At 72.9% G+C, this 13,242-nt stretch carries 14 protein-coding genes; 4 read left to right on the forward strand and 10 right to left on the reverse strand.

All coding sequences use genetic code 11. From position 1 onward, the window contains the following. Positions 1 to 107: 107 nt before the first annotated feature. From KUM03_RS17615 to KUM03_RS17625, 3 genes are read right to left on the reverse strand one after another with little or no spacing between them, the layout of a single operon-like run. Positions 108 to 725, reverse strand: coding sequence for a hypothetical protein (locus KUM03_RS17615; protein ID WP_217249836.1), 618 nt, complete (start codon positions 723 to 725; stop codon positions 108 to 110). Next, positions 722 to 2,218 (reverse strand): sensor histidine kinase, encoded by a 1,497-nt coding sequence (locus KUM03_RS17620; protein WP_374225334.1) that lies wholly within the window; start codon positions 2,216 to 2,218, stop codon positions 722 to 724. The genes KUM03_RS17615 and KUM03_RS17620 overlap by 4 nt, the downstream gene beginning before the upstream one ends. Positions 2,219 to 2,229: 11 nt before the next feature. Further along, positions 2,230 to 2,919, reverse strand: a complete 690-nt coding sequence (locus KUM03_RS17625; RefSeq protein WP_217249840.1) for a response regulator transcription factor — start codon at positions 2,917 to 2,919, stop codon at positions 2,230 to 2,232. 113 nt (positions 2,920 to 3,032) lie between these two features. On the opposite strand from KUM03_RS17625, the gene KUM03_RS17630 reads away from it, so the two are divergent. Then, a complete protein-coding gene (locus KUM03_RS17630; protein ID WP_217249842.1) occupies positions 3,033 to 3,878 on the forward strand; it encodes a DUF3152 domain-containing protein in 846 nt (281 codons plus the stop codon). A gap of 15 nt (positions 3,879 to 3,893) precedes the next feature. Here KUM03_RS17630 and KUM03_RS17635 read toward each other — a convergent pair whose 3' ends face one another. The 6 genes from KUM03_RS17635 to aztB form a co-directional block, all read right to left on the reverse strand. Continuing rightward, positions 3,894 to 4,103 (reverse strand): hypothetical protein, encoded by a 210-nt coding sequence (locus KUM03_RS17635; protein ID WP_308406349.1) that lies wholly within the window; start codon positions 4,101 to 4,103, stop codon positions 3,894 to 3,896. Positions 4,104 to 4,165: 62 nt separating this feature from the next. Further along, on the reverse strand, positions 4,166 to 5,107 hold the full coding sequence (locus KUM03_RS17640; RefSeq protein WP_217249844.1) for a TerC family protein: 942 nt from the start codon (positions 5,105 to 5,107) through the stop codon (positions 4,166 to 4,168). Between the two features lie 121 nt (positions 5,108 to 5,228). After that, positions 5,229 to 6,437 carry a zinc metallochaperone AztD gene (gene aztD, locus KUM03_RS17645; protein WP_217249846.1) on the reverse strand — a complete coding sequence of 403 codons (1,209 nt, stop codon included), beginning with the start codon at positions 6,435 to 6,437 and terminating at the stop codon, positions 5,229 to 5,231. A 97-nt stretch (positions 6,438 to 6,534) separates the two neighbouring features. Next, positions 6,535 to 7,515, reverse strand: a complete 981-nt coding sequence (aztC, locus tag KUM03_RS17650) for a zinc ABC transporter substrate-binding protein AztC (protein ID WP_217249847.1) — start codon at positions 7,513 to 7,515, stop codon at positions 6,535 to 6,537. Beyond that, a complete protein-coding gene (locus tag KUM03_RS17655; RefSeq protein ID WP_217249849.1) occupies positions 7,512 to 8,753 on the reverse strand; it encodes a hypothetical protein in 1,242 nt (413 codons plus the stop codon). The genes aztC and KUM03_RS17655 overlap by 4 nt, the downstream gene beginning before the upstream one ends. Before the next feature lie 16 nt (positions 8,754 to 8,769). Next, the gene (gene aztB, locus KUM03_RS17660) at positions 8,770 to 9,627 is read right to left on the reverse strand and encodes a zinc ABC transporter permease AztB (RefSeq protein WP_217249864.1); all 858 of its coding nucleotides are present in this window, start codon (positions 9,625 to 9,627) and stop codon (positions 8,770 to 8,772) included. 14 nt (positions 9,628 to 9,641) lie between these two features. Between aztB and aztA the strand changes: the two genes are divergently transcribed. Both aztA and KUM03_RS17670 read left to right on the forward strand, forming a co-directional pair. Continuing rightward, a complete protein-coding gene (aztA, locus tag KUM03_RS17665; protein WP_217249871.1) occupies positions 9,642 to 10,385 on the forward strand; it encodes a zinc ABC transporter ATP-binding protein AztA in 744 nt (247 codons plus the stop codon). A gap of 77 nt (positions 10,386 to 10,462) precedes the next feature. Beyond that, a complete protein-coding gene (locus KUM03_RS17670; RefSeq protein ID WP_217249873.1) occupies positions 10,463 to 11,656 on the forward strand; it encodes an amidase in 1,194 nt (397 codons plus the stop codon). Positions 11,657 to 11,689: 33 nt separating this feature from the next. Here KUM03_RS17670 and KUM03_RS17675 read toward each other — a convergent pair whose 3' ends face one another. Continuing rightward, positions 11,690 to 12,316 carry a TetR/AcrR family transcriptional regulator gene (locus KUM03_RS17675; protein ID WP_217249886.1) on the reverse strand — a complete coding sequence of 209 codons (627 nt, stop codon included), beginning with the start codon at positions 12,314 to 12,316 and terminating at the stop codon, positions 11,690 to 11,692. A 158-nt stretch (positions 12,317 to 12,474) separates the two neighbouring features. On the opposite strand from KUM03_RS17675, the gene KUM03_RS17680 reads away from it, so the two are divergent. Beyond that, positions 12,475 to 13,236 (forward strand): SDR family NAD(P)-dependent oxidoreductase, encoded by a 762-nt coding sequence (locus KUM03_RS17680; RefSeq protein WP_217249889.1) that lies wholly within the window; start codon positions 12,475 to 12,477, stop codon positions 13,234 to 13,236. The last annotated feature ends 6 nt before the right edge of the window (positions 13,237 to 13,242 follow it).

Here is a 13,242-nt window from a genome sequence, read left to right on the forward strand (position 1 = left end):
GCTCCTCAATACCTCGGTTCGGGGCTCCACCGGTGCGGACGGCCCTCGTTGGAGGAGGAGGGGAACGAGTTCCTTCGGGTTGCCTGTGAGCGCGCTCGGGCGTGCGGTCAGCCTCCGGCGGTGCTTCCGCCTGTGCTGCCGCCGATGCCTTCCGTTCTGTCGGCCGCGTCGGACGCGCCGGTCGGGCAGTCGTCGCTGGACCGGCCGGCGAGCCGGCCGCCGGGCTGTTCCACGGTCACCTGCGCGCTGCCGAGGGCCGGGTCCTGGCGCAGGCGGGCGACGGCGACCGTGCAGGCCAGCTGGTCGACGGCCGTCTCGCTGAGGCTCCCGGTCCCCTTCGGCAGCTGGACGACGACGGCCGCTCCGTCTGCGCGGACGGTGGGCGCCTCGGCGGCCGGCGGCAGTTCGGTCGTCAGCCCCCGTTCCCGCTCCTCGCCGTCCGGCCCCTTGAACAGCATGAGTACGGTGCTGCCAAGGTCGGCCGCGCCGGTCACCGTGCGCGTCACCGCCACCAGGTCGCCGTCCGCCACGAAGTAGAGCGGAACCGCGGCGGCGGGCACGGCCTCGGGCGGTGCCTGTGTCGGGGTGGGGGTGTCGGCCGGGTCCCGGACACCGGTCGCGGGATCCCCCGCCTCCACGACACCGGTCGCGGGGATGCCGCAGGCGGAGAGCGGGAGCAGCGCCGCGCACAGGAGGGTGAGGGCGAGCCTGCGTCGCGGGTTCATGGCCGGTCCTCCTCGTGCGTGTGCGTCGTACGGTCCCCGGCGCTCTCCGGTCGCAGTGGGAGGACGACCGTGAAGACGGCGCCGCCGTCCGGGTGGTTGGCCGCGCGGACGGTGCCGCCGTGCAGGCGTACGTTCTCCGTGGTGATGGCCAGGCCGAGGCCGCTGCCCTCGCTCCGGACGCGGGCGCTGTCCGACTTGTAGAAGCGGTCGAAGACCTGCGGCAGGACGTCGTCGGGGATGCCGTCCCCGCCGTCGTGGACCTCGATGACCGCCTGCCTGCCCGTCCGGGGGTCGTGCTCCTCGCGCAGGCGCAGGCGGACGGGCGGGGCGCCGTGGCGCAGCGCGTTGGCGACGAGGTTGGCGACGACGACGTCGAGGCGGCGCGGGTCGACCCGGCCGCGCAGCTCGCCCGGTCCGGGCAGGGTGGTCCGTACGGTGTCCGGCCAGCCGCGGGCGGCGAGGGTGCGCCGTACGGACTCGGCGAGGTCGATGTCGTCCAGGTGCAGGGCGGCGGCGCCCGCGTCGAACCGGGAGATCTCCATCAGGTCGTCCACCAGGCCGGCCAGCTTCGTGGTCTCCTCGCTGATGAGGCGCACGGCCGTCGCGGTGTCCTCGTCCAGGCCGGCCGCGTCCTCGTCCAGTACGTCCGTGACCGCCGACATCGCCGCCAGCGGGGTGCGCAGTTCGTGGGAGACGTCCGCGGCGAAACGGCGCGCGCCGGCCTCCATGCGCCGCAGTTCCGCCACCGACCTCTCCAGCGCGGCGGCCGTCTCGTTGAAGGTGCGGGACAGGTCGGCGAGTTCGTCGGAGCCCTGGACGGCGAGCCGGGTGTCGAGGCGGCCCTCGGCGATGCTGCGGGTGGCCCGCCGCAGGGCTCGCACGGGGCGCAGCACACCGCGCGCGGCCAGGAGCGCGATCAGGACGGCCAGGGCCAGGGCGGGCACGGTGGCGCGTTCGATGGCGGAGACCAGCGCGTCGACGTAGCCCTGCTCCTCGCGTTGCGGCACGGTGAGGTAGACCTCGAGTCCCGAGGCGGGCCGTTCGGTGCTGTAGTCGCCGGCGAAGGTGACGGGCATCCCGACGACCAGTGCGGAGTGGCCGTCCCGCGTGACGCGCTGGAACACCGTGGCCCGGCGGGTGCGCACGGACTCGCGCATCTCCGGCGACAGTTCGCCGAACGCGTCGCCGGTCTCGGACGTCGCGCTCGCCTGCCGGTAGGCGACCAGCACCCGCCAGTTCTGGGACCGGCCGCCGCGCGACACGTCGGCGGCGAACACCTGGAGGTCCGCCTCGTCGGGCGGGAAACGGTAGTTGGGGACCAGGGTGTTGACGCGGTGCCGGAAGTCCTCGATCACCGTGTCCTGGCTCTGCTGCAGGACCCCGGTGCGCGCCTCGCGGAAGGTCAGGGCGCCGGTGGTCACCGTGGCGACGACGGCTACGAGGGTGAAGGCCACGACCAGCCGCACGCGCAGCCCGTTCAGCGCGCGCGGCACGCGCGGCATCCTCATCGGGCGCCGAAGCGGTAGCCGAAGCCGCGCACGGTGTGGACGTAGCGGGGGCTGCCGGCGGGTTCGCCGATCTTGGACCGCAGGCGCTTGACGCAGGCGTCCACCAGGCGCGCGTCGCCGTGGTAGCTGTGCTCCCAGACTGCTTCCAGGAGCTGCTGGCGGCTGAAGACCTGCCCGGCGGAGGCCGACAGGGTCAGCAGCAGCCGGAGTTCGGAGGGGCCGAGGGCGACCGGCCGTCCCTGGTGGGTGACGGTGAGTCCGGCCCGGTCGATGACCAGGTCGCCGTGGTGTTCGACGCGGGAGGTGCCGTGGTCGTCCGCGGCGCCGCCCACCCGGCGCAGCACCGCGCGGATGCGTGCGTCCAGTACACGGGCGCGGACCGGCTTGACCACGTAGTCGTCGGCCCCGGACTCCAGTCCGACCACGATGTCCGCGTCGTCGCCGCGGGCGGTGGCCATGATGATCGGCACCTGGTCGTGGGCGCGTATGCGGCGGCACACCTCCAGACCGGGCATGCCGGGCAGCATCAGGTCGAGGACGACGGCGTCGGGCCGGAACGACCGCAGCTGCCGCAGCCCCTCCTCGCCCGTCGCCGCCGCGGCGACCTCGTGTCCCTGGCGGCGCAGGGCCAGGCGCACGCCCTCCCGGACGGCGCGGTCGTCTTCGATGATCAGGACCCGTGGCATGGGTCTCAGTATGCGGATGTACGTGCGAACGCCCGCGTGCGGGTCACGGCTGTTACACAGCGGTCCAAAAGCCGTCCATGGGCGATCACACGGACCGGGCACGCTTCGTGATCATGAACGTGCACCGATCGAACCCCTCCTCGTCCTCCGGCGCGTCCCGCCGCCGCGGAAGCCGGGCCCGTCGCAGGCGGGGCGGCGGACCGCCGCTCCTGTGGGCGGGGCTCGTGGCCGGTGTCGTGCTGCTGCTCGCCGGCGGCCTGGCCCTCGAGGAACGGTCCGCGTCCGTCGACGGCCGCGCGGACGCGGCCGGTCCGTCCGCGCCGGGCTCCGGCGCACCGTCCGCACGCGAGGGCGCGACCGGTGCGGGGAAGCGCCCGGACGCCGCCTCCATCCCGTCGTCGGGCCCGGGGACGTTCGTCACCGCGCGGGGCGGCGGTGACCCGGTCGGCGGGAGCGGACGGACGCTCACCTACGTCGTGCAGGTCGAGGACGGCATCGGGATCGCGGCGCCGGAGGTGGCGGCCGAGGTGGAGCGGATCCTCGCCGACGAGCGCGGCTGGACGGCCGACGGGCGGACCGAGTTCCGGCGGGTGTCCGGCGGCACCTCCGACTTCCGGGTGCGGCTGGCCACGGCGGGGACGGTGGACGACATCTGCGGCCAGTACGGCCTGGACACCGGCGGCGAGGTCAACTGCAACGTCGGTCAGGACGTCATGGTCAACCTCAAGCGGTGGCTGCTGGCGACGCGGTACTACGCGGACGACGTGACGTCCTACCGCGCGCTGATCATCAACCACGAGGTCGGGCACTTCCTCGGCCACGGCCACGAGAGCTGCCCCGGGGCGGGGCGTCCCGCCCCGGTGATGATGCAGCAGATCAAGGGGCTGCACGGCTGCCGGACCAACGTCTGGCCCTACGACCGCGAGGGCCGGCCCGTCACCGGTCCCGCCGTCGGCTGAGCCGGCGGCCCCGGGCTACGAGCGCCGCTCCTGGCCGGACTCGGGGCAGTCGGGATTCAGGCAGGTGCCCCGGTGCCATACCGGGACGTAGATGCCGAGGGTCTTGTGGCGTGAGACCTCCGCGGGCACGTGGTGGCCGCAGGAGGGACAGACGTCGTTCTCGCGCGGCGCTTCGGTCTGCCGCGTTTTCGCGCCTGTTTTCGTCTTCTGCATGTGACTGGTCATGATTTCTCACCAACACCAGCGAGAGCTTTGAAAAGCCTTTGCTCCCACTTTACTACGAATTACTACGAGGACTTCTGGGGACGCCTCAAACTCATGATCACCGACACCGTCAGGACCACGACGATCACGGCCAGACTCAGCGTGGAGGGGATCTCGGGGATGGACGTGCTGATCATCTCGTGGCTCGCCTGGAGGATGAGCTTGACGCCGATGAAGCCGAGGATGACGGCCAGGCCCGTGCTCAGGTAGTGGAAGCGGTCCAGCAGGCCCGACAGCATGAAGTACAGGGCCCTGAGGCCGAGGATGGCGAACGCGTTGCTGGTGTAGACGATGAAGGTCTCGTCGCTGACGGCGAGCACGGCCGGCACGCTGTCCACGGCGAAGATCAGGTCGGCCGCCTCGATCGCGGCGACGACGGCCAGCAGGGGTGTCGCCACCCGCTTCCCCGCCTCCTTGACGAAGAACCGCTGCCCCGCGTACTCGTCCCGCACGGGGACGAACTTGCGCAGCAGGCGGACGGCGAAGCTCCGGCCCGGGTCGAAGCTCTCCTCCTCGCCCTTGAGGATCTTGTACACGCTGTAGAAGAGGATGGCCGCGAAGACGAACAGGACGGCGGTGAACCGGCTGACCACGGCCACACCGGCGGCCAGGAAGAGACCGCGGAACACCAGGGCGCCGATGACCCCGAAGAAGAGGACCCGGTGCTGGTATTCGCGGGGCACCTTGAAATAGGCGAAGATCAGGGCGAAGACGAAGAGGTTGTCGACGGAGAGGCTCTTCTCCAGCAGCCACGCGGTGGTGTACTCGGTTCCCGCCGTCCCGCCGAGCACCAGGAAGACGACCGCGCCGAAGACGAGGGCGAGTCCCACCCACAGTCCGCTCCAGGCCGCCGCTTCCTTGAAACCGATGACGTGGGCGCTTCGGTGGGCCAGCAGGTCGACGACGAGTGACACGACCACGGTCGCGGCGAAGACTGTCCAGAGCCAGAACGGCACATCGAGCATGCGGGCCTCGCAGTGATCCGCAGGGACGGCCCCCCTCCATCCGAGTGTGCCCTACGCACGGGGGCGGGTCGCCCGGAGACCGGGCGGCCCGCCGCGCTCGTGACCGCGCGGGCGTGCGGGGTCAGTGCCCGGCGACGACGCCCGACAGTTCGTTGGTGCCCTTGGGGAGCGTCACGGACGTGACCTTCTCGCCCGACTCCAGGTCGATGGCGTGCAGGCTCCTCGTGCTCGGCTCGGAGACGTAGGCGGTGTGGTCGCGGACGAAGAGCGTGGGCCTCGGCTGCTGCCAGTCCAGCGGCTCCTGCCACGCGCCCACGGCGGGGATCTTCTCGGTGACCTTGCCGCTGACCGGGTCGATGACGTGGATCGCGCCGTCGGTGCCGAGGACGAGTGCCTCGCCGTGCGGTCCGCGGGCCAGCGAGCGGAACGAGTAGCTGGTGCCGAGGTCGACCAGGCGCAGCTTCGCCTTCTCCGTGTCGATCAGCGACACCCGTGTGGGCCGCTCCAGCTCCGCGTCCGGGTCGGTCTTGTAGTCGCCCAGCAGGACGGGCGAGGCGTCGCTGCCGGCCTGGTTGCCGATCCGGCCGTAGTCGTCGGGGGCGTCCACCTTGGTGAACTCGCCGTCCTTGTAGAGCAGCACTCCGTCCTCGCAGCCGACGGCGATCGCCTCGCCCTCGGCCGCCGCCTCGCCGTGCACGCCGGGGCAGTCCTCGTTGCGGGCGATTTCCTCGCCGTTCTCGTCCAGGACGAGGGCTCCGGTGCGCTTCTCCTCGTCGCCGATCGTGGTGAGGAGCTCGCCGTTCGCCAGTTCGATGGCGACGCCGTGGTGGGCCTCGGCCGTGGTGTAGGTGCGGCCCTGCGGCTTCTCGCCGGTTCCGAGGTCGGCGGGGTCGAAGACGTTGACCTGGCCGGTGCCGTCGGTGAAGAGCACCGTCTTCCCGGCGTGGCGTACGACGTGGCCGGGCTTGGCGCCCGGGTACTCGATGTCGGTGAGGGTCTGGTCCGCCGCGTCCAGGACGCGGAAGCCGCTGTCGGTGGAGACGATGACGTGGTCGTCGTCCCCGGCGGGGTTGACCCGGTTGAACCCGGGCAGCTCGATGGTCCGGGTCAGCTTCAGGCTCTCGCCGTCCAGGATGTAGAGGCCGCCGTCGAAGGTGGCCACCAGCGGGTCCGTGACCGTGGTGGCGGGCGTGGCGCTCGCGGTGTCCTTCACCTTCGCGTCGGACGAGGAGGACGAGGCCCCGTCGCCGCCGCAGGCGGTCAGCACCGTGGACACCGCCAGGGCGAGGGCCGTCCCCGTGAGGGTTCTGTTGCGTATCGACTTGTTCACCGGTGTGTTCCTTTCCGGGCCGCGCCGGGGCGGCGTGTGATGCGGGACGGGGTGCCGGCCGGTCGGCCGGAAACTGGTGGGGGAAGGCGAGGCGGAGTCAGCCGCCGCCCGGGGAGGCGGTCAGTCCGTCGGTCATGGCGGTGGTGTTGGCGCGCATCATCCGCAGGTAGGTGTCGGCGCCCTCGCCCTTCGCGGTCAGTGACTCCGAGTACAGCTCGATGACCCGTACGTCGCCGCCCAGTTCCGTGCGCAGCACCTCGGCCAGCCGCTTGGGCTGGGAGGAGTCGGCGAACACCGTGCGCACCCCGGCCCGTTCCATGGCCCGGGTGAGCGAGCGCAGGTCGGAGGAGCTGGGCGAGGCCAGCGTCGTGCCGCTGGGGATCACGGCGCCGATGACGCGGAAGCCGAAGCGTTCGGCGAGGTAGCCGAAGACGTGGTGGTTGGTGACCAGGGCGCGCTCGTCGTCGGGGATGCGGTCGAAGGAGTCCGCCATCCAGGTGGACAGCTCCGCGAGTCGTGAGTCGTAGCGTGCGGCGTTGGCGCGTATCGCCGTCTCGTCCACGCCGTCCACGTGCTCCACCACCTGGTCGGCCATGAGGCCGGCCGCCTTGCGCATCCGGTCCGGGTCGGTCCAGAAGTGCGGGTCCGGCTGTCCGGCCCCGTCGGCGGGGCCGCCGTCGTCGCTCGCGTGGAAGGTGAGCGGGTCGACGGCCTCGCCGGCCTCGAAGGTGGCCACGCCGGCCTCGCGGGCGGCGTCCACGTGCCGCAGTACGTTCTCCTCCAGGCCGAGGCCGTTGAAGACCACCAGGTCGGCGCCCTCCAGTTCGGCGGCCTGTACCGCCGACAGGCCGAAGGAGTGCGGGTCCGCGTTCGGTTTCATCAGGACGGTGACCTCGGCCTCGTCGCCGACGATCTGCCGGGTGACGTCACCGAGGATGTTGGTGGTCACGACGATGCGGGCCCTGTCGTCGGTGGCGGCGCACGCGGTGGCGGCCGCCGCCGTGGTGAGGGCGAGCAGGCCCACCAGCAGGCTGCGCAGCCGGGCGATGCCCACCCGGGCGCGCTTCGTGCCCCTCATCGGCCGGTCTCCGTCATCAGGCGGGGCTCGATGTCCAGGTCGAAGGTGCGGGCGATGCGCAGGCCGTCGTTGTAGTCGACCTCGTACACCCGCTTGCCCGCGGGGTCGTTGACGTAGGCGCGGCTGCGGTCCACCTCGATGACGGGTCCGCCGGGGTCGGTGCCGGTCTTCCCGGACGTGGTCAGGAGCGGCTCGGTGGTGGAGGTCTCCCTGCCCGTGGCGATGTCGTATCCGTGCAGCGCGCCGTCGGTCTCCAGGACGAGCAGCGCGGAGCCCTCCCCCGCCGTGTTGGCGGCGACGACCGGCCCGGTCTCCACCCGCCTCCAGGTGCGGTCGGTGACGTCAAGGACCCACACGGCGCGGTCACCGGCCGGTGCCGTGAGGGTGTCGCTGCCGGCCCGGTGCCGGAAGGCGGTGGCCCGTTCCTTCACGGGCACGTCCTCTCCGTACGGGATTCTCTCCGCGGTGAAGGCGCCGTCGTCCGCGCTGACGAGCAGCGCGCCGTCGGCACATCCGAGGACGAGTCCGCGCCGGGTGACCGCGTCGCCGCCGGGTTCCTCGCACACCGCGTCCGGCGCGGTGACGCGCTCGCCCTCGCGGTCGTACACGGTGAGTTTCGTGGAGCGGCCGTCGCCGGTGAGCGCGAGCAGGTGTTCCTCGTAGGGCACCACGGCGCCGGAGTGCACCCCGTGGAGGGTCCGGGCGGCCGGGACCTCGCCGTCCTCCAGCTCCGTCCGGTCGTACAGCCTGGTCCGGCCGTCCCGGTCGGTCACGGCGGTCACGGTGGCGTCGCTGCGGACCTCGGCGTGCGGGCCCACGGGAAGGTCGCCGACGTCGCGTATCGCCGCCCGGTAGTAGTGCACGTGGTCGCCGTGGTCGACCGTCCAGGCACCGGTGTCGACCACGTGCGTACCGCGGGGGGTGTCGAAGTAGCCGAAGCGGCCGTCGGAGGACAGCCGGGTCGCGCCCGCCACGTCCGCCGTCCTGTGCGCCTTGCCGGTGATGAGGTCGAGGACCCGGGTGTCGCCGCTGCCGGGGTCGCCGAGCAGCAGACGGGACTGCTGCTCGGCGGACTCCTTCGCCCCCTCCACATATCCGTGCGGGGTGGCGGTCGGTGGGCTCGCGGCCGGGGCGGACGTGTCGTCGGCTCCCTGGGCGCAGCCGGCGGCGAGGAGTGCGGTCAGGACGAGTGCGGTCGATGCCCGCGTGGTGGTGTTCTTTCGGACGGTCAGGGCCATCGCGTCTGCTTTTCCTTCAGTCGACTGGTGCCGGAGCGGGAACGGCTGCGGATCGCGTGCGGCGGTGGCGGAGGCCGGACGCGACGTGGGAGAGGAAGAAGAGGGTCACCGCGAGCGCCGAGACGGTCGCGCCGGCGGCGGTGCCCAGGTGCCAGGACAGGAGCAGGCCGCCGAAGGTGGCGACGGTGCCGAGGAGCGCGGCCAGGACCATGACGCCGCGGACGCCGCGCGCCCAGGGCAGGGCCGCCGCCGGCGGGGCGATGAGCAGTCCCAGGACCAGCAGGGTCCCCACGATGTGGAACGAGGCGACGATCGCCATGCCCAGCAGGCCGAGCAGCACCGCGTGTGCGAGGCGGGGGCGCAGGCCGAGGGTGCGGGCCTTGCGCGGGTCGAACGCGAGGGCGAGGAAGGCGCGGTGGCCGAGGACCGAGACGGCCAGGGCCACCAGCAGAGCGACGCCCAGCAGAAGCAGGTCCTGTTCCCGGACGGCGAGGACGTCGCCGAAGAGGAAGCCGGTCAGATCCACGGCGAAGGACTGCGAGCGCGAGACGATGATCACGCCCAGCGACAGCATGCCCACGAACAGCAGCCCGATCCCGGTGTCCTGGGACAGCCTCGGCGTGCGCCCGAGCGCGGTGACGCCCGCCGTCATGACGGCCGCGCTCGCCACCGCGCCCACCAGCGGGTTCCCGCCGAGCAGCGCGGCCAGCGCGACGCCGGGCAGCAGCCCGTGGGACATGGCGTCCCCGAGGAAGGCCATCCCCCTGAGCACCACCCAGGTACCGGCCGGTGCGCAGATGGCGGACACGAGGATGCCGCCCCACAGGGCGCGCTGGACGAACGTCACTTCGAACGGGGCTGTCAACCACTCCATGCGAGGACACTACAATGAAAATCATGTTCAACGAACCACGCCTCTCGCCGGCCCCTCCCACCCGGCGGACGACATGCGTCCGCTTCAGTCGGCTGAGCGCCGGCTATCCGGGCCGTCCGGTGCTCCACCGCATGACGGCCGAGATACCTGCGTTGGCCACCACGGCCCTCGTCGGCCCGAACGGCAGCGGGAAGTCGACGCTGCTCGGCGTCCTGGCCGGCGTGATCCGGCCGACAGCGGGAGACGTGCACCACGACGGCGACCGGCCGCCGGCCTTCGTGCCGCAGCGCGGTGCCGTCGCGGACGCCCTGCCGCTGACCGTCCGGCAGACCGTGGAGATGGGACGCTGGGGCGAGCGCGGACCCTGGCGCCGGCTGACGCGCGAGGACCGCGCGCGCGTGGACTCGGCCCTCGACCGGCTGCACGTCGCCGACCTGGCCGGGCGCCAGCTCGGGGAACTGTCGGGCGGTCAGCGCCAACGCGTCCTCGTCGCCCAGGGGCTGGCCCAGGAGTCGGACCTCCTGCTGCTGGACGAACCGACCACGGGGCTCGACCCCGAGGCCAGGGAGCGCATCGCGACGCTGCTGACGGAGTTGGTCGCCGACGGCGTGACCGTCGTCCAGGCCACCCACGACCTTCAGGCCGCGCGCTCGGCGGACGCGTGCCTCCTGCTCCGCGACGGCCGCCTGGCCGGACAGGGGCACCCCGACGGCGTGCTGACCACGTCGGCGCTGGCCGAGGTCTGGCAGCCCGTCTGACTCCCGCGCCCAACCGATATCCGCTGTACGCGGGTTCACGGGACCGGAAGACTTCCGGCCATGGAGTTCACGTACTGATGATGAGCACGGACACGTACTCGGCCCTGTCCGCCGTGGAGATCGCCGGGTTGGTGCGGCGCGGCGACGTGACGGCCGTCGGCGTCGTCACGGCGGCGCTGGCCGGCATCGAGGAACGCGACGACGGTGTCCGGGCGTTCACCGAGGTATGGCGCGAGCAAGCCCTCCGCCGGGCCCGCGACGTCGACGCGCTGCTCGCCCGCGGTGACCGCCTGCCGCTCGCGGGCGTACCGATCGGCGTCAAGGCGAGCGAGGGTCCCGGCTCCTGGCAGAACGTCAGGCTGACGGCGGCCGGTTGCGTGCCGGTCGGCGCCACTTCGGTTCCGCGCACCGGCAAGGGCTGGCAGACCTACGGGCACACGGAACGGGGCCCCACCCTCAACCCGTTCCACGCGGCGTGGTCGCCCGGCGGCTCGTCGGCGGGCTCGGCGGCCGCGGTCGCCGCCGGCCTCGTTCCTCTCGCGAGCGGATCCGACGGCGCCGGATCGGTGCGCATACCCGCTGCCTGGTGCGGCGTCATCGGGTTGAAACCCACCAACGGCCGACTGCCCTCCCGCGATCGAGCGGGACTCAACTCACCGGGCGTACTCGTCCGCGATCCGGCGGACGCCCTCGCCTACCTCCGAGCGGTCGACGGGGCGCCGGAGCCGGCCGGGCGTCCCGCGTACCCGCTCGCCGCGGTCTGGTCGGCCGACCTGGGCCACGCGGACACCGACCCCGCGGTCGCCGCAGTCGCCCGTCGGGCGGCTCTGCGACTGGCCCGCGGCCGACTGATCACGCCGACGGGCTCTGCGGACCTCGCGCTGGTCGATCCCGCTGATGCGTGGACCTCGATCCGCGCTGGGGCGTGCGACCGTACCGACGTGGCCGGCGTCGCCGCCAACGACCGGCTGCTGCGCCGATGCTTCGAGGCAGCCGACCTCATTCTCACGCCCACCACCCCGCATCCGCCGCACGGCCACGACGGCCCTGGCGATCGGATGAGCGTCGCCCTGACCTGGGCGTTCAACATCAGCGGGCATCCGGCGCTCAGCCTGCCGGCCGGGTTCACCCCGCAAGGGGAACCCGTCGGCCTCCAGATCGTGGCCCGCCCGCACGAGGAGGGGACGCTCCTGGACGTCGCTCGGCACGCCGCCCGCCTGCTGCCGGCCCGTCGCCCCCTCATGGCGTCGCCGCCCCCCGCCGGTCGCTGACGGCCGCTCCCGCGTTCACCGGCGCCACGGCGTTCAGGTGAGTCCGGCCGCCGTGACGGCCAGGGCGGTGCGCAGGGTCGCCGCGAGATCGGCCCGGGCGGTCGCGGGATCGGCGCCCGGCTCGGTCGTCCGGTAGGCGTGGTGTTCGACCGCCGCACGGAGCGCGGCGTTGAGCATGGCGGCCCGGATGGCGGGCCGTACGTCGTCGGCGGGCAGCCCGGCACGCTCGGCGAGGGCGCGCGCGAAGGCGGGTTCCGCCTCGTCGTGGGTCTGCAGCCAGACCGCCCGCAGACCCGGTTCGCTCCGGGTCAGCCGCAGCAGGGCGCCCACGTCCGGGCCGGGCAGGGCCGCGTCGCGGGCCCACACGTGGTCGAAGGCCTCCTCGAGGGGGCGGCCGGGGCGCCACTGCCGCAGGGCGGTGGCGATCGTGTCGATGCCGGTCGAGAACAGCGGCCGTACGCAGCTCTCCTTGCTCGGGAAGTAGCGCCACACCGTGCGCGCCGAGACGCCGACGGCCTGCCCGATCTGCTCCCCCGTCGTCGCGGCGACGCCCTGGGCGACGAACAGGTCGACCGCGGCCCGGGCGATCTCCAGCCGGATGGCGGCCTTGCGCTCCTCGGTCAGGGGCGGCCGCCCCGTCCGTCCACGAGCTGCGGTCATCTGCCCCTCCGGCGCCGGTGATCAATGCCATGGGCATTCTCCCCCACCCCCGTTCTCACCCGCCCCTACTTTATGTCACTCAGAGACATAAAGAGGTAGAGTGCCGGCGCGGTGCGACACCGGTCCACCGCGACGGCACGACTTGGATGGAGCACTTCATGACCGGCGATCTGAACGGACGCGGTGTGATCGTCACCGGAGCGGGATCGGGCATCGGACGCGCGGCCGCGCTCGCCTTCGCCGCGCAGGGTGACCGCGTCGTGGTGGCGGACCTCGACGCCGGCCGCGCCGACGCGGTCGTCGAGGAAATCGGCCGGGCGGGCGGCACCGCGGTGGCCGTCACGGGCGACCTGAGCGAACAGGCCGTCGTGGACCGGGTGACGGCGACGGCGGTGGAGCGGTTCGGCGGCGTGGACGTCCTGGTGAACAACGCCGGGATCATGGACAGCATGTCGGCACTGGCCGACGTGAGCGACGCCGAGTGGGACCGGGTGATCCGGGTCAACCTGACCGCGCCGTTCATGCTCGCCCGCGCCGTGCTGCCGCACATGCTGGCCGCGGGCCGCGGCGCCATCGTGAACACCGCCTCCGAGGCCGCCCTGCGCGGCAGCGCCGCGGGCGCCTCCTACACGGCCTCCAAGCACGGCGTGGTGGGGCTGACGAAGTCGCTGGCGGTGATGTACCGCAAGAACGGCATCCGCGCCAACGCCATCTGCCCCGGCGGCACCGCCACCGCCATCGCGGTGGATGCCGACAGCGCGGCGCACGGGCCGGCGGCGATCGGCCCGCACTTCGTCAACCTGGGCCGCGTGTCGCAGCCGGAGGAGCAGGCGGCCGCGATCCTCTTCCTCGCCTCGGACGCCGCGAGCAACATCAACGGTGCGATCCTGCCCGTCGACGACGGCTGGTCCGCCGTCTGAACCGGC

Origin of the sequence: Streptomyces sp. AC602_WCS936, from assembly GCF_019049125.1 — a bacterium.
Classification (GTDB): domain Bacteria; phylum Actinomycetota; class Actinomycetes; order Streptomycetales; family Streptomycetaceae; genus Streptomyces.